The 17,850-nt window shown below is 56.5% G+C and carries 13 protein-coding genes; 2 read left to right on the top strand and 11 right to left on the bottom strand.

The features are described from left to right. Positions 1 to 356 precede the first annotated feature (356 nt). Positions 357 to 2,078 carry an ABC transporter ATP-binding protein gene (locus H7C19_RS05940; protein ID WP_246469322.1) on the top strand — a complete coding sequence of 574 codons (1,722 nt, stop codon included), beginning with the start codon at positions 357 to 359 and terminating at the stop codon, positions 2,076 to 2,078. Then, complete coding sequence (locus H7C19_RS05935; RefSeq protein WP_185141667.1) at positions 2,075 to 3,868, top strand: ABC transporter ATP-binding protein; 1,794 nt, start codon at positions 2,075 to 2,077, stop codon at positions 3,866 to 3,868. Before H7C19_RS05940 ends, H7C19_RS05935 begins: the two co-directional genes overlap by 4 nt. A 61-nt stretch (positions 3,869 to 3,929) precedes the next feature. On the opposite strand, the gene H7C19_RS05930 is transcribed toward H7C19_RS05935, so the two are convergent. The 11 genes from H7C19_RS05930 to H7C19_RS05880 form a co-directional block, all read right to left on the bottom strand. Continuing rightward, entirely contained in the window at positions 3,930 to 4,217 is a 288-nt protein-coding gene (locus H7C19_RS05930) for a TetR/AcrR family transcriptional regulator C-terminal domain-containing protein (protein WP_185141666.1), read from the bottom strand. Positions 4,218 to 4,523: 306 nt separating this feature from the next. Continuing rightward, entirely contained in the window at positions 4,524 to 5,810 is a 1,287-nt protein-coding gene (locus H7C19_RS05925; RefSeq protein ID WP_185141665.1) for a sensor histidine kinase, read from the bottom strand. Beyond that, entirely contained in the window at positions 5,803 to 6,489 is a 687-nt protein-coding gene (locus H7C19_RS05920; RefSeq protein WP_185141664.1) for a response regulator transcription factor, read from the bottom strand. The genes H7C19_RS05925 and H7C19_RS05920 overlap by 8 nt, the downstream gene beginning before the upstream one ends. 138 nt (positions 6,490 to 6,627) lie before the next feature. Continuing rightward, entirely contained in the window at positions 6,628 to 7,065 is a 438-nt protein-coding gene (locus tag H7C19_RS05915; RefSeq protein ID WP_185141663.1) for a PepSY domain-containing protein, read from the bottom strand. A 193-nt stretch (positions 7,066 to 7,258) separates the two neighbouring features. Beyond that, positions 7,259 to 9,151, bottom strand: coding sequence for a cache domain-containing sensor histidine kinase (locus H7C19_RS05910; protein WP_185141662.1), 1,893 nt, complete (start codon positions 9,149 to 9,151; stop codon positions 7,259 to 7,261). Continuing rightward, on the bottom strand, positions 9,138 to 10,766 hold the full coding sequence (locus H7C19_RS05905) for a response regulator transcription factor (protein WP_185141661.1): 1,629 nt from the start codon (positions 10,764 to 10,766) through the stop codon (positions 9,138 to 9,140). Before H7C19_RS05905 ends, H7C19_RS05910 begins: the two co-directional genes overlap by 14 nt. Before the next feature lie 200 nt (positions 10,767 to 10,966). Further along, the gene (locus H7C19_RS05900) at positions 10,967 to 12,712 is read right to left on the bottom strand and encodes a type 2 periplasmic-binding domain-containing protein (protein WP_185141660.1); all 1,746 of its coding nucleotides are present in this window, start codon (positions 12,710 to 12,712) and stop codon (positions 10,967 to 10,969) included. Between the two features lie 106 nt (positions 12,713 to 12,818). Beyond that, a complete protein-coding gene (locus H7C19_RS05895) occupies positions 12,819 to 13,703 on the bottom strand; it encodes a carbohydrate ABC transporter permease (RefSeq protein ID WP_185141659.1) in 885 nt (294 codons plus the stop codon). A gap of 17 nt (positions 13,704 to 13,720) precedes the next feature. Continuing rightward, a complete protein-coding gene (locus H7C19_RS05890; RefSeq protein WP_185141658.1) occupies positions 13,721 to 14,653 on the bottom strand; it encodes an ABC transporter permease subunit in 933 nt (310 codons plus the stop codon). A gap of 362 nt (positions 14,654 to 15,015) precedes the next feature. Continuing rightward, the gene (locus H7C19_RS05885; RefSeq protein WP_185141657.1) at positions 15,016 to 15,594 is read right to left on the bottom strand and encodes a TMEM175 family protein; all 579 of its coding nucleotides are present in this window, start codon (positions 15,592 to 15,594) and stop codon (positions 15,016 to 15,018) included. 178 nt (positions 15,595 to 15,772) lie between these two features. After that, positions 15,773 to 17,833 (bottom strand): S-layer homology domain-containing protein, encoded by a 2,061-nt coding sequence (locus H7C19_RS05880; RefSeq protein ID WP_185141656.1) that lies wholly within the window; start codon positions 17,831 to 17,833, stop codon positions 15,773 to 15,775. Positions 17,834 to 17,850 lie beyond the last annotated feature (17 nt).

Here is a 17,850-nt window from a genome sequence, read left to right as displayed (position 1 = left end):
GCGCAACCAGTTTCTGGTTGACGCTGTTCGCAAGCCCGTGATATAGTTTCCCTATTCGAGTTCGCGTTTCCATTCCAATGATCCAACAAAGGAGGTCGCCGACGTGGCAAACCCAATGATCCCATCCCCATCCAACTTCATAGGTTTGGACCCATCGGCTGACCCTGCCGTGCGTATGCGTTGATCCTTCTTCTGCATACCTCGCTCCAGGCGGTTGCGCCTGGAGTTTTTTTGTCTTCTCCTCCAGCTCCCCGTCTGTGCAGTCACGGTCCCAAGCGTTCATGCGACACGATTGCTAGAATACAGAAAGGGGTTCCTCCGCGATGCCGCATCCACCGCACCAACCCAATGTTTCCATGTCCTGGCTACTTCAATACCTCCGTCCAGTCAAGTGGCGCATGCTCCTCCTGATGCTCATGCTGCTCGTCATGACGGGGCTGCAGCTCGTGAATCCGCAGATCGTCCAGCGGTTCATCGACGCGGCGACGGGGTCGGGAACCGTCTCCAGCCTGCTCGGACTGGCGGGCATGTACCTGGTCGTCGCCGTGCTCAATCAACTGTTCACCGTATCGGTCGACTACCTGGGGAACGACGTCTCCTGGCGCGCGACCAACCGGATCCGGGCCAACCTGCTGAAGCATGTCCTCCGCCTGGATATGCGGTTCCACAATGTGAAGACGCCCGGCGAGATGATCGAACGGATCGACGGCGACGTCACCCATATGTCCAACTTCTTCGCCTTGTTCATCGCAAAGATCGTGGGCAGCTTCGCCCTGCTCGCCGGCATTCTCGGTTATATGTACACCTACAACTGGCCGATCGCGCTCACCATGACGGCGTTCACCTGCCTGTCCGTCGGCGTCATGTTCGCGATTCGCGACATGGGCGTGAAAGCCTCCCAGTCGGAGCGCCAAGCGAATGCCGCCCTCTTCAGCCTGATCGAGGAGCGGATCGCCGGCATCGAGGACGTGCAGGCCAACGGCGGCGTCCCACGCCTCATGAACCGCTACCACCGGGCGATGCGGGCGGTGTTCCTCGCCGGCCGCAGGGCCTGGATGCTCCGGGTCATGCCGTGGAACATCACCGTCGTGATGTTCACGATCGCCGTCACCGTCGTCCTGATGATCAGCGTCCGCCTGTATCTGAAGGAGGAGATTACGCTCGGCACGCTGTTTCTCTTCTTCCAGTACACGCAGATGCTGAACGACCCGATCGAACAGCTCGGCGATCAACTGCAGGAGTTCCAGAAGGCGAAGTCCGGCATGCGCCGCTCCCAGGAGCTGCTCTCGCTCCGCAGCGAGATCGCGGACGGCGACGAAGACGAGCTGCCGGACGGCCCGCTGTCCGTCTCCTTCGAACGGGTGAACTTCAGCTACAACGAGGATCAGCGCATCCTGCACGACATCAGCTTCGAGCTGAAGCCGGGCGAGCGCCTCGGCCTCATCGGACGCACCGGCAGCGGCAAGTCCAGCATCAGCCGGCTGCTGCTCCGGCTCTACAACCTGGACAGCGGCGTCATCCGGGTCGGCGGCAAGGATATCCGCTCCATGCGCCTCGAGGCGCTGTACCGGAGGGTCGGCATGGTCACGCAGGACGTACAGCTGTTCGACGGCACGCTCCGCGACAACCTCACGCTGTTCAATCCGCATCTCTCGGATGAGGAGATTCTCGAGACGACCGGCCGACTCGGACTGCGGCCATGGATCGAGGCGATGCCGGCCGGGCTGGACGCCCGGCTGTCTGCCGGAGGCGCATCGCTCTCCGCGGGCGAGGCGCAGCTGTTCGCGCTGACGCGCGTGTTCCTGACCCAGCCGAGTCTCGTCATCCTCGACGAACCGTCCTCGCGGCTTGACGCCGCGACGGAGGCCGCGCTGCAGACGGCCGTGGACCAGCTGCTGGAGCAGTCTACGGGCATCGTGATCGCCCACCGGCTCTCCACGCTCGACCAGGTCGACAAGATCATGGTGCTGCGCCAGGGGCGCATCGTGGAATTCGGGGACCGGACCGCGCTGGCCCAGGACGCATCGTCGGAATACGCCCAGCTGCTGCGAACGAACCGACAGGAGGAATTGGCATGACGGTAACGCGATTCATGGGGCGATTGTTCCGTTACAATCCCTCTTTATATCTGATCAACGGCCTGCTGTGGGGGTGCTTCCACGCGATGCCCGTCGGCATCGGGCTCGGCATGAAGTGGTTCTTCGACCGGTCCACGAGCGGCTCGCACGATTACATGTGGCTGGCGCTGCCGCTGATCGTCGTGGCGCTCGTCCGGTTCTCCCGGGTCGGCATGTTTTTTGTCGCCTTCTTCAAATGGGTGACGTACATCTACCACCTCCAAGCCGTCCTGCGCCGCAATATGCTGGCCGGGATCATGCGCTGGCCCGGACGCAATCTGCCCGCCTCGCCGGGGGAAGCGATGACCCGCTTCCGCGAAGACGTGGACGAAGTCGTCGAATACGTGGAATCCTGGGTCGACTTCTGGGGCCGCGTGATCTACGCCTGCACCTGTATCGTGATCATGGCCAACATCAATTGGAAGATCACGGTCGTGGCCATCCTCCCGCTCGTCGTCGTCACGCTGTTCAACAACCTGTCCGGCAACCGCGCGAGGAGGTACGCCAAGCTCAACCGGGAAGCGACCGGACGGATCACCGGCTTCATCGCGGAGACGTTCGGCGCCGTTCAGGCCGTGAAGCTCGGGAAGGCGGAGGATCACGTGCTGAACCGGTTCCACCGGCTGAACGAGAGCCGCCGTCAGGCCGCTCTGCGGGACAATCTGTTCAAGCAGTGGATGAAGTCGCTGAATCAGCACGTACTCAGCATCTGCACCGGCGTCATCCTCCTGATGTGCGCCGCGGAGATGAAGGCCGGGCGCTTCACCGTCGGCGATATCGCGCTCTTCACTTCCTATCTGAGCACGTTCTCGTTCAGCGTCTCTCTGTTCGGCTATATGGTCTTCCAGCACAAGCGGCTGCGGATCGCCCTCGACCGGATGCGGATCTTGTTCCGCCCCGGCGAGGAAGACCGTATCGCCGAGCACAGCGAGATTCATCTGTACGGCGAACCTCCGGCTGCCGAAGAGCCGGCGACGAGCGAGGACGATCGGCTCCAGCGCTTGGAGGTCGAGAACCTCGCCTACACGTATCCGAACTCGGAGAATGGCATCCGGGACATCGGCTTCCGGCTGGAGCGCGGCAAGTTCCTCGTCGTCACCGGTCGGATCGGCGCGGGCAAGTCGACGCTCGTGCGCGCGCTCCTCGGCCTCCTGCCGAAGGCGGACGGCGACATCCGTTGGAACGGGCGGTTGGTCGAGGACCCTGCCGTCTACCTGAAGCCGCCGAAGACCGCCTACACGCCCCAAGTGCCGCGGCTGTTCAGCGACTCGCTGCGCGAGAATATCACGCAAGGACGAGAGGTCACGCCGGACGCGCTGGATCGCGTCGTCCGGCTGGCCGTGATGGAGCAGGATCTCGAGATGCTGGAGCACGGGCTGGAGACGCCTGTCGGCCCCCGCGGCGTCATGCTGTCCGGCGGCCAGATCCAGCGCGCCGCCACGGCGCGGATGCTGATGACGCAGGCCGACCTGCTGATCTTCGACGACCTGTCGAGCGCGCTCGACGTCGAGACGGAGCAGGTGCTGTGGGAGCGGCTGTTCCGCGAGCGCGACGTGACCTGCATCGCGGTCTCCCACCGCAGGGCGGCGCTGGCGCGGGCCGACCACATCCTCGTGCTGAAGGACGGCCGGATCGAAGCCGAAGGCACGCTGTCCGAGCTGCTCGCGACGAGCGCGGAGATGCAGCTGCTGTGGCAAGGCGAGGAATCGGCGGAGACCGCCGAGGAAGAAGAAGCCGAGCAGCCGGCGTAATGCGCGAAGGAATAAAAAGGAGGGCCGCCCCCGTCTCAGTAGACGGAAGGGCGGCCCTTTTTTATTGCAGTAACATATCCAAAAGTCGGTTCGCGTATTGCATCCGTTCTTCTTGCGACTCCTGTTTGCCTAAAAAGTTCAATTGGAATGCATGCTGAAAACAACTTCCCAGCAATAAATCCGCCGCGGCTCTCGGATCCATTCCTTGTCCAACCCTGCCAAGCTGCTTCTCTTTTGACAGATACCGCTCCACCGCTTCGTTGGCCCTGTGGGGACCTTCATTGCGCGTAGTAAAGCCTTCCCGAAGGCGAAGCAAAATCGGCGGACGGCTATCGTCCCGGATGGCCATTCCTATCGCTCTACCAGCCCCAGATGGAGGATCCAGCTATATGGATCACCTCCATCTTTTTTTGTGGAAAAACCCGGCCTCCGCGGCAGCTGCGGACATTTAAGGTTCATTAAAGGCTCCCGCTCTAAGATCATCCGTAAGCCGGCCGCGCAGCGAACCCGGCCCAGATACCCGAGAAGGAGTGATCGTCATTTTCCGCAGACGAAAGAAGACTAAAATTTTCTCCATCATAGCCGTGCTGCTCCTCGTCATCGGTACGATTCCGTGGAAACGGCCCGACCTCCCATGCGATCCAGTTTTTCGATCTCACTTTTCAATGGAAGGCAGCATGATCTGAACCGTTGTCCCCTCGCCTAATTTGCTGGTTACTTTGATTTGACCCTGATGCGCTTCAACAATCCATGCCGCTATCGAAAGTCCGAGACCGACACCTCCGCGCAAGCGGGATCTGCCCTTGTCAATCCGGTAGAACCTGTCAAAAATATACGGGACGTTCTCTTGCGGAATACCGATTCCCGTATCGGAGACTTGAATGACGGCATGATGATCTTTACGCCATAACCGCACTTGGATCTCGCCGCCTGGTTGATTATATTTGATCGCGTTGTCGAGTAAAATGTACAGCAGCTGCTTCATCCGCTCTTCATCGCCGTAGAACATAAACCCGCTGCCGCCGGAATGAGCCGTCGAACAGGAGATCTGAATGTTCCTCTGCGTACCCAATATTTGGAACGCCTTCGAAGAGGATTGCAACAATGCTCCCAAATCAAAATAGTCCCTTGCAATCTCGAGCCGCCCGGAGTCGCTTCTGGCCAACGTTAACAGTCCTTCGATCATGCGGGTCAATCGACCCAATTCCTCTTTCATGTCCTTGAGTACTTTTTGGTGAAACGCGGGGAGCGCGTTCTGCTCTTCTTCCAATACTTCGACGGACGCCTGCATAATACTAAGCGGCGTTCGCAGTTCATGGGAGGCATCCGACACAAAATCTTGCTGTCGCGCATAGGCCCGTTGAATGGGAACCATCGCCCTCTTGGAGAACCAATAGCCCATCCCGATAGAGACAAGCAGCAGCAACCCGGCAATCAGTCCCAGTACCCACTTCATGTTGCTCAGCAACTTCACATTGTCGGTAACCTCCATGCCGATATAGAGCACCGTGCGATCCTGATTTTCGATACTGCAGAATTTAAACGCTCTGTCCCCTTGGAACTTGAATGTTGTATATTGCGCATACTGGCTCGCGGCCAGGTTTTCTTCCAACGCGGGTTTTAGGAAGGATAGCAGCGCTTCGTCCCGCAAGGAATGAAACAAAACGGCCCCATCCTCCGATGTCAAAACGAAAAATTGATTTAGCGGTATAAAAACGTAATTGATATAGGTCGCTTTTGCCGGAGACGAAGGTACGGTTTGAGGCATTTTGTTGTTCCATTCCTTCAGAATCATCTCAGAGGTAAGACGCAGTTGTTTTTCCTCACCGTTCGATATGGTATTGGAAAGAAGGAAATAAAACAAAATGACCATAATCAAAAGAATAAGCCCGATTAAACCGCTATACATCACGATAAGTTTCGTTCTTGTTTTTTTAAACATTGCGGTTTTCCTTTGTACCGATGCTGTAACCGATGCCCCGGTAGCTGTGGACCAGCTTTTCCGAATAAGGAGCGTCGACTTTCTTGCGCAATAATTTGATCGTTGCGTCCACGGTATTTGGCGTCACTTCGGCGAGTCCCCATACCGCGTTCATAATCTGTTCTCTGGACAGAATTTGTCCGGGATGCCTCATGAGGTACTCCAGCAGCTGGAACTCCCTGCGGGTCAGGAGAATGGGTTCTCCCCGCCTGGTTACTCGGTGGGAATTCAGATCAAGGGTTAAATCGCCGATGGCCAGCAAGTTGCCGCTCCAATTGGTATCTTTACGCCTGCCGAGCGCCTCAATGCGGGCCGTAAGCTCTTCGAAGGCAAACGGTTTGATCAAATAATCATCCGCGCCCTGTTTGAGGCCGATTACGCGATCCGCAACGGCGTCTTTCGCCGTAATCATCAGAATCGGGGTGTTGTCGTTTTGCTTGCGAAGAAGCTCGCACAACTCCACTCCGGTTCGATCCGGGAGCATCCAGTCGAGTACATAGACGTCATAATGACCGAGCGAAATATAAGACACTGCCGTCTCGGCATCCGTTACCCAATCCGTTGTATGAAATGCTTTTCTAAGCTTATATTCGATTAAGGGCCCCAGCTTCGCATCGTCTTCAACGAGCAAAATATTCATATTCGAATCTCCCTCTACATTTGTTATTAATTATAGCTAGGTTTAGATGAAACTATCCTGAAAAAACAAAACGGCCCCTTCTACACTTCATAGAAAGGGGCCGTACTCCGGTGCATCCGATTCGTTAACGCTTATGCCTTAATTGTCGTCGCCATCGTTGCTTTCGTTGCCATCATTGCTATCGTCATCGGACTTTAGAACTTTACCCGTTTTCGCATCGACCTTCACATCAAATCCCTTGCCGTTCGCATCCACGATGTGAACGCCATATACGGCAGTTCCATTCTCGTCTTCCAATTCTACGGACTTAACCGTCCCTGGAACCTGTTGCAGTGCCGCAGCGGTCGCCTGCTCTTTTGTCAATGCTGCCGCTTGTTGAAGCTTCGCTTGTTCATTTGGATCTTGCGCTTCAGGCTTTTCTTTCGCGCTCTCCTTACTCGTCTCGGTTTTTACCGCAACAGGTGCAACCGGTGTTTTCGCCGGCGTAGAAGCAGTAGCCGCATATGCGCTCAGCGGAATCATAGCGGCCAGGACAGCCGCAGCACCGAGAAGCGTGAACGATTTCGATTTTTTCATGTTAATCCTCCTGGTTTTTGTGGGCGAACTTCCTTCAACAACGAGGAACAAGTTGCCCGGATTTACCTGCCGGCTCTCATCGCGGGCCCTCGAATTCGTCCGGTAGGTCATCTTGATATTACGAGAACACGATGAAATTAACATGAAAAAACCCCAACCCCTCATGCTGTACAAGTCCCGTCTGATCCGGACTTCATTCCCGATAGTCGCCGCCGTTCCCGGACGCTCCCTCCTTCTCCTTCGACGCCGCAATCGCCGGAACCCGGACGCTCACTTCCGTGCCGCTGCCCGCGCGGCTCTCGATTGCAAGTCCGTACCCCTTGCCGTACTGCATGCGAATTCTGCGGTTGACGTTGGCCAGGCCGATGCTGCCTCCAGGGAGGGACGGCGGCGCAGAGCCGACCGCGCTCGCGAGCAGGCTCTCTCGAAGCAGCGCGAGACGCTTCTCCGGAATACCCGTCCCGTTGTCGGCGATGGCGACGATGAGGTCGTCCCCGTCCCGGCGGGCGGTGATGCTAATCGTCCCCTGATAGCTCTTCGAGGTCATCCCGTGGATGAAGGCGTTCTCCACGATCGGCTGCAGGATGAAGCGGATGATCCGGCAGTCGCGCAGCTCTTCCGGGACTCGGATGGACACCTCGACGCCTTCTCCATAGCGGGCGTTCATGATTTTCAAATAGTTCTCGATATACGCCAATTCGGTCTGCAGCGGCACCGTCAGCGAGCGGTCCTTGTAAATCGTCCGCAGCATGTTGCCGAGCGTCGTGATGCTGTCGACGATACTGAGCTCCTTGCGCACCATCGCGATCCACTTGATCGTATTCAAAGCGTTGTACAGAAAATGCGGGTTGATCTGAGACTGGAGCGCCTCCATCTCCAGCTTGCGCTTGTCTTTTTCGATCGCTTTATTTTCCTCAATCAGCTCTTCGATGCTCTGCGACATCTTGTTGAACCTTCTGCCGATGATGCCCAGCTCCGTGCTCGGCGTCTCGTCCAGCATGACGCCCAGATGGCCCTTCTCCATCTCGCGCATGGCGTGAACGAGATGATTGAACGGCTTCGTGATCCGGTAGATCCAGTAAGCGGACAGCAGCAGCGCCAGCACGCCTCCCACGGCCCCCGCAACGAGAATGAGCTGCCGAAGCGCAAGGATATTACGGATGAATTCCGCCTCCGGCATCTCGCTGATGAGCGTCCAGCCCGTGCCGCCGATGCGGTAATAGGTGATCTGCTTCGTCTGGTCGCCGCTGCGGATCGCGAAGCTCCCGTTCGTCATGGCGGGATCGATCCGGTCGGCCAGCTCGGCCCGCGAGCCGATCTCGCCGGAGTCGGACTGGGAGATGCGGATGCCGTCCGCGTTGATCAAGTATTGGACGTTCTTCACATCGCCGCTGTCGCCGTTGAAGATCGAGCCGAACTCCGACTGCTTCACGTTGACGGCGATGACGGCGGACTGGTTGACTCGTCCGAGCAAGTAAACGTTGCGGACGACGGTCACATAGGGAACCGCCCGCTCGTCCGGGTACGCCCGGTCCGCCAGCCGGAACTGTGTCGAATCCATCTGCCCGTCCCACAGAAAGCCGTTCCCCTGCCGGACGATCCGGTCGTAAACCGCCGACGAATAGAACGGGCTGACGTCGCGCGCGTCCTCCCGGTACCAACTGCCGGACCCGGAATCGAACAGCGCTTCTCCGTTCCGTCTGTACAGCGAGATCGAATCGACGTAAGGATACGTACTGAGGATTTTGTCCAGCGATTTAATGACGACTTGGGCTTCGCTCAGCCGCGTCGCTTCGTCGGGAGCGTCCGACTGTCCGATGAAGCTTTGGACGTCTTTGTTGATGGCCAGCATGCCCGTCATCTTCTCCAATTGATCGCGGAAATTAAGGATGTTGTATTCCGACTGACGGAACTGGCGGGTGACCATCTCCTTCGACTGCGTCTTCAGAATGGACATGACGCTGTGGTAGACGAGCAGTGAGATCACGCTAACGATCAGCAGCGTCATCGTGAGGAATGAGGCGATCAGCTGCGTCTTCAGCTTGACGTTAAAATTGCGGTCGGAAAAAATGTTAAGTATCTTCATGCGAACCCGCTTTCCCGCCCAGCACTTTCGTTTTGCGGAATTCGACGGGCGAGACGCCGGTCGCCTTTTTGAATAGCCGGCTGAAGTACGCGCTGTCCGGCACCCCGACGTTCTCCGCGATCTCGTACGTTTTGAGACTCGTGCTCCGCAGCAGCTCCTTCGCCTTCTGGATCCGGTAGTCCGTCATATATTCGATCAGATTGCGCCCCATGTCCTTCTTGAACAGCATGCTCAAATAATTCGGGCTAAGCTGTACGTATTCCGAGATTTCCTTCAGCGAAATGTCCTGGTCGTAGCGCTTCTGGATATATTGAACGGCTTCCGCCACTTCCTTGCTGACCGACTTGATCATGTCCTTCAGTTTGGCCGTCTCTTCGAGATAAACTTCCCAAGCATGAATCGAATCGAGAACCGCCGGACTCGCCTGAATGCGCTCCGAGCCGGACAGCTCCATCAGCGCGGCATGATCCTCGGGAATGCCCAGATAGGCGCGGCTCCAGTCCATCAGTCCGACGAACAGCCGCTTCCAGCTCGCTTCGTCCGGCAGCGGCTGCGCCAGCCGCTTCTCCGTCTCCCTTCTCAAATCCTCGCCATAGGGCGCGCCCAGGCTTTCCCATGCCGAGCAGCTTTTCAGCGTCAGCTGCTTCCACCTGCGCTCTCCGCCGAGCGGGCTCCATTCGGCCGCGAATTGGACGTAGGCTTCGGAGAAGTAGCGTCCCTCCATCAGCGCGACGCAATCCTGATAGCGCTTCTTCAGATGGCGGAAGCCGTCCCCGAAGGCGCTGACCCCAATAAAGACAGGCACGTCGAAATACGTGAGCATCACTTTGCGAATGTTGTCAAACACGACGTTAAGCTTCGCGCGATTGTCCTCGTCTCCGTTCCGAGGATCGAAGGAGAAGAGGAGGATATAGCGGTGGTCTCGGTCGTGATAGGCCTCGCCCGCGCCGTGATTGTCCATGATCTCGTTCAAGATGTTCAGCACCGTGAACCGGATCAGCTCGCCCCGATCGTCGCTGAACCGCTTCAGCAGCCGGGAATATTCGTTCGTCTCCATGATCGCCATCGCGACCCGGCCCGGATCATCGATCGGGGAATCCATCTGCTTCAGTAGCGTCCTGAGCTCGCCCTCGGAGTAGACGCCATAGAACAAATAGTCCTTGAGCAGCTTCTCCTTCAGCATGTTCAGGCTGAGCCGGTGGTTGAACGGGACGGGCGTTGCGGGAGCCAAGCTTCGGCTCCGCAGCTCCTCCGCGACGGAGGCCAGGACGTCCTCCATCTCCTCCACGGTCATCGTCAGCTTCAGGATGTAGCCGGATACTTTCAGACTCGCGGCCTTGCGCGCATATTCGAATTCCTCCATGCAGGAGAGGATCAGAATCTTCGTATCGACATCCTTGGACCGAATCTCGGAGATCATCTCCAGCCCGTCCATGACGGGCATCTTCAGATCCGTCACGATCAGATCCGGCTTCTCGCTCTCGTATACCGCCAACGCCTCGCGGCCGTTGGAGACGTCTGCGATCACCTTCATATCGTGCTGGCTCCAGGGAATGGAGTTCTTCAATCCGACGCGTACGAGCATCTCATCTTCTACGATCAACACCTTGTACATGATTACCCCCTGCATCGAAGAGAATGGAACTCGTCTCAGCATATCACGGCTTCCGCCGATGGGAAATGCAACGGAAACGCGCTCTCGGCGCTGTCAGCTGTCCGGCATGATCGTCGCCTGCGAAGCGCGAAGAGCAAGACGCCGGTCTGCCCATGGCGGCAGGTCCGGTATCTTGCTTTCGCGTGCAGTGCTATTCGAGATTACTTGACGTCTCCCACCAGCTCTTTATACTTCGCCATGCCGTCTTCAAATGACTTCTTCCAGAACGCGTCGGCTTGCGGCATTCCCGCTTTGTTCACCAGGCCGAGGATGCGCTCCTTTTCCTTCTGGAACGCCGCGTCGTCCTTGGCCATGACGGCCTTCGGCGTCTCCTTGATCAGGATCTGCTCGATGTTGGCTTCGATCTTCGCGAGATCGTCGTCTCCTTGGGATTGCAGAGCGGGCAGCGCGGGGATGAAGGCCGGGCTCAGGCTCTTGGCCTTGCCTTGTTCGACCAGCTTGTTCCAGGCATCCCCCGGATACGTGCCGCCATAGTGCTCGCTGTAATCCTTGTCGAGCGGATTCAGCTTCGTCTTAAAGTACTTCTCCGTCAGTCCATAGTCCAGATAAGCGCCGGTCGACGGATCGACGGTGCTTCCGCCCAAGCCTTGGAGTTTGCCGTAGAGGCCGACGCCGGTTTTGACCCCGAAGTCTTTGTCTTCGGTTCTGGCCTTGATTGTCGCATCCGTGAATTCGGGCTTGCCGTTCTCGATGTCCCATTGCGTACCTTTCAGTCCGTTGGAGAGCAGGCCCGAGCCTTCGTACGAGTATAGGTAATCCAGGAACGCGATCGCCCGCTCCGGATCCTTGCAGTTCTTCGAGATGACGATCCACGGGTCGTTCAGGCCGACGATCGATTGCAGGCTGTACGCCTGCGATGTTGCGCCGTCGACCACTTGGGCCACGAAGCCTTTGTCGTCCTGGCCTTTGGCCTTGAAGTAGGCGTTGGCGCCGTCCAGCTCCCAGCCCATGTGGATCGTCAGCAGTTGGCCGGACTTCACTTTCCCTTGGTAATCGCTGTACTTCTGCGTGAACGCTTCTTTGTCCAGAATGCCCGCGCGGAACGCCTTATTGTAGAACTCGACGCCTCTCCAGAACGGACCGTCGGCGGCGTAGCGGTAGACGTAGGAGCCGTCCGGCTTCGTCGTCGTGTTCTTCGTCGACTCCGTCCAGCCTTCGGCGTAAACGAAGGGAACGTAGTACGACCACAGCCCCCAGTCCGTCCAACCGGACAAGCCGTACACCTTCTTGCCTTCGTCGGTCGTCGGGTGCTTCTTCAGCTCGTCGGCGAGCATCGGAATCATGTCGTCGTACGACTTCAGCTCCGGATAGCCTTGTTCCTTGTAGTAGTCCCAACGCGTATACCAGCCGATCCACGGCGCGTAGTTGCTGAACGGCTTGGCGTTCGGGGCGATGTTGATCGGCAGGAAGTAATGATGGCCGTCCGTGTTGTTCAGGCGGGCGTTGATCACGTCGAGCGCGGTCTGGAACTTCGAGATGTTCGGCGCCTTCGCCAGCAGCTCGTCAAGCGGCATGACGAGCTTGCCGTCCAGCGCGACCTTCGCCTGGTCCGGCGGCAGGATCATAATGTCCGGCAGGTCTCCCCCGGCGAGCATGACCTTGATCTTGTCCGGATCGCTGCTGATGATGTCCATCGTGACGCCGGTCTTTGCTTTGATCTCGTTGGCGACCGGGTTGTTCTGAACCCCCGGGGTGCCGTTGAACTGCTGGTCCCAGCTGATCGACAGCTTCACCGCGCCCGCGGCGGGCGAGGAAGATCCGCCAGGCGCGGCGCTGCCGCTTGGCGATGCCGAGTTCGAATTGCCGCCGCTGCACGCCGTCAGCGCAGCCGTGAGACAAAGCGCGGCGGCGACGGACATCGGGCGGCTTGCTTTTGTTTTTTTCATGCTCCCTTGTACCCTCCTGTGAGATCATTCTATCTATACACAGCATCTATATACAGCCCTTCGGGGCAGATCCCCGCGAGAGACGGCATATCCGGGTCCGACTTGCCTAGCCTTTGATCGCTCCTAGCATGATGCCTTTGACGAAGTAGCGCTGCATGAACGGATAGACGAGCAGGATCGGGAAGGTGACGATCATCGTCGTGCTCATCTTGATGCTCTCGGGCGTGAGGACGATATTCTGCGCGTTGCGGGTAATGCTGGCCGCATCCATCCCCGTAAACGTGTTGGCCGAGCTGAGAAATTCGTAGAGCGTAAGTTGGAGCGTCTTCAGATGCGGGCTGTGCACGAGAAAATAATTGTCCATCCAGGTGTTCCACTGGCCGACGGACGCGAAGATCGCCACCGTGGCGACGATCGGCTTGCAGAGCGGAAAGATGACCTGCCAGAACAATGTCAGGTAGCCCGCTCCGTCGATCATAGCCGATTCCTCCAGTGCGGCGGGAAGCTGCTCGATGTACGTCTTGATCAGGATGACATTGAAGCCGGAGACGGCCGTAGGCAGCACGTACAGCAGGAAGTTGTCGTCCAGATGCAGCATCTTCATGGTGATGTACCACGGGATCAGACCGGCATTGATGTACAGCGTCACGACCAGCAGTCGATAGACGAGTTTGCGGAAGAGCATGCGGTCCTTCGTCAGCAGGTAGGAGAAAAAGCTGCAGCAGACGACGGTGAGCAGCGTGCCGACGACGGTACGCGCAGTCGAGACGAGGAACGCGGTCTTGATGTAGGGCAGCGTCAGAATGCTCTTGTACGTGCCGAGCTCGAAGCCGGCCGGCAGCAGGAAGATGCCTTGCACGACTTTGGCCGGATCGCTGATGGAGTAGATGAACACGTAGTAGAACGGATAAATGCAGAGCAGGACGAACAGCGTCAGCAGCACATAGTTCACCAGATCGAACGTCCGGCTCCCCAGGCGGATCGGGTTCATCGTCTTCCCTCCTTGCTTCAAATCATCGATTGGCCTCTGATCTTCTTGGAGACGAAGTTCACCGAGAAGAGCAGGATGACGCTGACCAGCGTCTTGAACATGCCGACGGCCGTCGCGAACGGATAGTCGCCGACCTTAATGCCGGAACGGTAGACGTAGTAGTCGAGAACTTCGATCTTGCCCGCGACGAGCGGATTGTAGAAGACGAAGTACTGGTCGAACGAGCTGGACAGCATGTTGCTGATGCTCAGCAGCAGCAGGACGAGGAAGGTCGGCAAGACGCCCGGCACCGTAATGTGCCAGATCGCCCGGAAGCGGTTAGCGCCGTCCACCTTGGCCGCACCGTACAGCTCGCCGTCGATGCCCGCGATCGCGGCGATATAGATGATCGCGCTCCAGCCGAGCGTCTTCCAGACCGTGATACCCGCTTGGAACAGCCAGGTGATGCGCTCGTTCCCGATCGGATCGACGGCGTGGCTCGATCCCAGCTTGGCCAGCAGCGTATTGACGAGCCCTTCGGTCGAGAAGAAGGCGAACGTCAGCGAGAACACCAGCACCCAGCTGATAAAGTTCGGCAGCGTCGAGAACGTCTGGACGAACTTCTTGTACTTCGTCGAGCGAACCTCGTTCAGCATGATCGCGAAGACGATGGCGAGCGGAGACAGCAGGATGTTGAGGAAGTTCATCGCCAGCGTGTTGACGAGCGCGTTGATCAGATCGTCGGGGGCGTCGAACATGGCTTTGAAATGAGCGAAGCCCGCGAACGGGGTTTGGGCGAGCGGAATCCCCGGCTTGTAGTCGAAGAACGCATATACCCAGCCGTATACCGGGAAGTAGTTGAACGCGATCATGCAGGCGATGAAGGGCGTCGACAGGAGGAAGAGCAGGACGCCGTCCTTGCCGATTTTTTTCCGTCCCGGATTGCCGCGCGCGGTGATGTTCGATGCCATGCGAAGTGCTCCTTTCTGTGCGATGCAAGTTCATTATAGGCCAGCATCGAAACGGACTGAATGAAGCTTATTCACACTTTTTGGAGGAATCTACGAAGTGGCGGGCCGCGTTCGGCCCTCCGCCGTACCTGCCGGCAAAAGGTTGGATATTATTCCGAGAAATGCGAAAATTTTGCGATCGGGGAAGGAGGGGGGACGAAAGGTTAGATCAATTAGGCTTGATGACGTTCGTCTTCTAGGGGATTAGGGTCGTACTGTTCGGCTTAACGGGTCTATCGGCGAAATTTCGCTTCAAGGCGACTGCGGCAACCAAAAAAATGCTCTTCGAAGCCCGCCTGCACGCGGGAATCGAAGAGCATTTCTTAGCGGCCTCTCAAGACATGCTCGATACGCTTATCCGGCACGAACCAGATCACGGCAACGAGTAAGAAAAAGAAGCCGGATATCCAAGGACTCACATATGCGGTCAAGGCCGCGATCAAGTAGAGAAAGGGGGATAATTTGCCCTTCCAGTCTCTGCCCATCGCCACGACGAATGAGGAATCGCCGGAATGCTGGTTCATAATCGCACCCTGAAGCAGCCAGTACGAGAGCGACGCTAGGAGTAGAATAATACCGTACAGCGCGGTTGGAGTGGCTGCAAAATGGCTTTCCCCCATCCAAGCTGTCGTAAACGGCACAAGGGATAGCCAGAAGAGAAGCAGCAAGTTGAGCCACATCAACCGCCCGTTCATCGTTCGAACCATGTGCAGCAGATGATGATGATTGTTCCAGTAGATGCCGATGTATACGAAACTGAAGATGTAGCTAACAATTTTCGGGCCAAGTCCGATTAGCGCATGCCAGTCATGGTCTTCCGGCACTCTAAATTCCAGCACCATGATCGTAATGATAATCGCCAACACGCCATCGCTGAACGCTTCCATCCGATTCGCTTTCAAAGCGTTTCACCTTCTCCTCTCTTCTCACGGCAATAATCAAAAGTTGAAATATTACATTCTGTAGTTCTTCAATAATATTACTTTCTATAACTATAGTGAAGTGACGACAAAACAAGCCGGGAACCCCACTTTGGGAGCTCCCGGCTCTTTTCGCAATAAACCATCCGGCGTTTAGAAATCAGTTTTGGTTTAATGCGCGGACGATTACGGCAGCAGCTTCAGCTCGGGTAGTATTTCCGTTTGGCTGAAACCTCCCATCCGGATAACCGCTGATAAGGCCTGCTTCCGTTGCGGCGGCGACTGCATCTTGAGCCCATTTAGCAATTTGTTTGGCGTCCGAGAATTTTTTTTCGTTTACATTCGTTTTTAGCTTCAACGCTTTTACGATCATAACCGTCATTTCTTCGCGCGTGATGTTTGCATCCGGATGAAAGGAGTTGTCTTGGTATCCCGTAATGATACCTTGATTATATGCGGTAGAGATCAAATCTTTGGCCCAGTGGCTTGTCGTATCGCCGAACGTTTTATCCTTCACCAACTCGAATTGGAGAGCTTTAACCAGTATGGCCACAAATTCTGCTCTCGTAATCTTGCTGTTCGGTTTGAATGAGCCGTCCGGATATCCGTTCACAACTTGAAGCGACACTAATTTCTTAATGGAAGCCTCTGCCCAGGAACCGCCGATATCCTTGAAGTTGTTCGAAGCAGGCGGCATTGTCGGTGCAGGCGTTGCTGTTGGTGTTGCTGTCGGCGTTGCTGTCGGTTTTGGTGTTGCCGTTGGTGTTGCTGTCGGTGTTGCCGTCGGTGTTGCTGTCGGCGTTGTGCCGCCGGCGCCGTCCCGGTTGACGGCAATCGTATAGGTCTGTATTTTCTCCCCGCTCTGCGCAAGCACATCTGCCGATATTGTATTCATGCCAACGGCAAGTGCAACGGGATTCGATGCGGGTTGACCGTTCAACTTCAGCGAGACGGTCGCTGCGGAATCGACCGGTTTAGCGGTGACGGTTGTCGATGCAATGGAGTTCGCCGCACTGGCCGTATAGTTGAATACATTTGGAGCTAACGGTTGATCCAGCGTAATACCGCTTAAAGACAGCGTATTGAGCGTTTGTCCCAGATCGAAGCTTTGAATCACCTGCGTCGGTCCGTAATTTTCATCAAATCCGAGGTTATCGATGTGTACGCGGCCGCTCGCGTAGACGGTTACGTTTGCCCAAGTATACATCCGGTCCGAAGGCGTATTCGTTGGTTTGGAGGCTTCAAAAGGGGAGCCGCCGGAGCCAACGATGACTTGATACGCTTTTCCCTTCGGCTGACTGAAATTCGTCGAATGTTCGTGACCGCTGAAATAAGTCGCTTGATAGTCTTCAATCACTTGCCAGAATAGATCTCGACTTTCAGGATCTGCATGAAGACTGTCGGTTGGAATGGATTTCGGATCTATGATATACGGGAATGCGTACTTATGGCCAAACACGAACATATGTTTCAAACCGCGTTGTTTCGCGGCTTCGAGGTCTGCTTTTAGCCATGCGGTTGGCGCATGCGAGTCATTTCCGGCCGGATCGGTATTGATGATCGCAAAATGGGAATCTTTCAAATCAAAAGAATAGGACAATTGATTTTGGCTTGTCGTGATGCCATCCGTACCGACTTTCGGATAGTTGCTAGGGTCCCATCCCGTGATGCTCGTCCCGATAATGCTCTTCCAGCGATCCGTGTCCATGATGACGTCGCCCATGTTAAAGCGCCAGGTGTTCTCATTGTCCACCGTAGAGAACTTGCCGTTCGGCAGCTTATCCTCCAGTTCGTGATTGCCGGGAACGGGTACGACATACGTGCCCGTCTCATACAAATCAGCCATTAAGCCGCGCCAGAACGAATATTGTTTACTTAAATAAGCGGCAGCCGCTTGCTTGTCGGAAGGATTGGAATAATACCCCATGATCATATCACCATTGAATACCAAGAGGTTTTCCTTTGCATCCTGCACTTCTTTCGCGATTCTCGCTATCGCTTTCGTATTCTGCTGCCAGTTGGCGTCCTGTGCGTTCAGATTCTGTTTGGCCGCATCGCCGCGGGAATCTCCAACGGTTGAGAAGGTTAAGAGGACTTGATCGTTATTGACGTTACCGCTGCCCGATGCATTTGTCGGCATGATGTCAAAGGAAGTAACTCCGATCGCAGAAGCCAGAACGGCTGTGCTTAATACCGCGAAAAATTTTGATTTCGATTTCATCGATTTCCGTTCCCCCT

Origin of the sequence: Cohnella nanjingensis (assembly GCF_014212125.1) — a bacterium.
GTDB lineage: Bacteria > Bacillota > Bacilli > Paenibacillales > Paenibacillaceae > Cohnella > Cohnella nanjingensis.
This window is presented reverse-complemented; position numbering and strand designations above follow the sequence as displayed.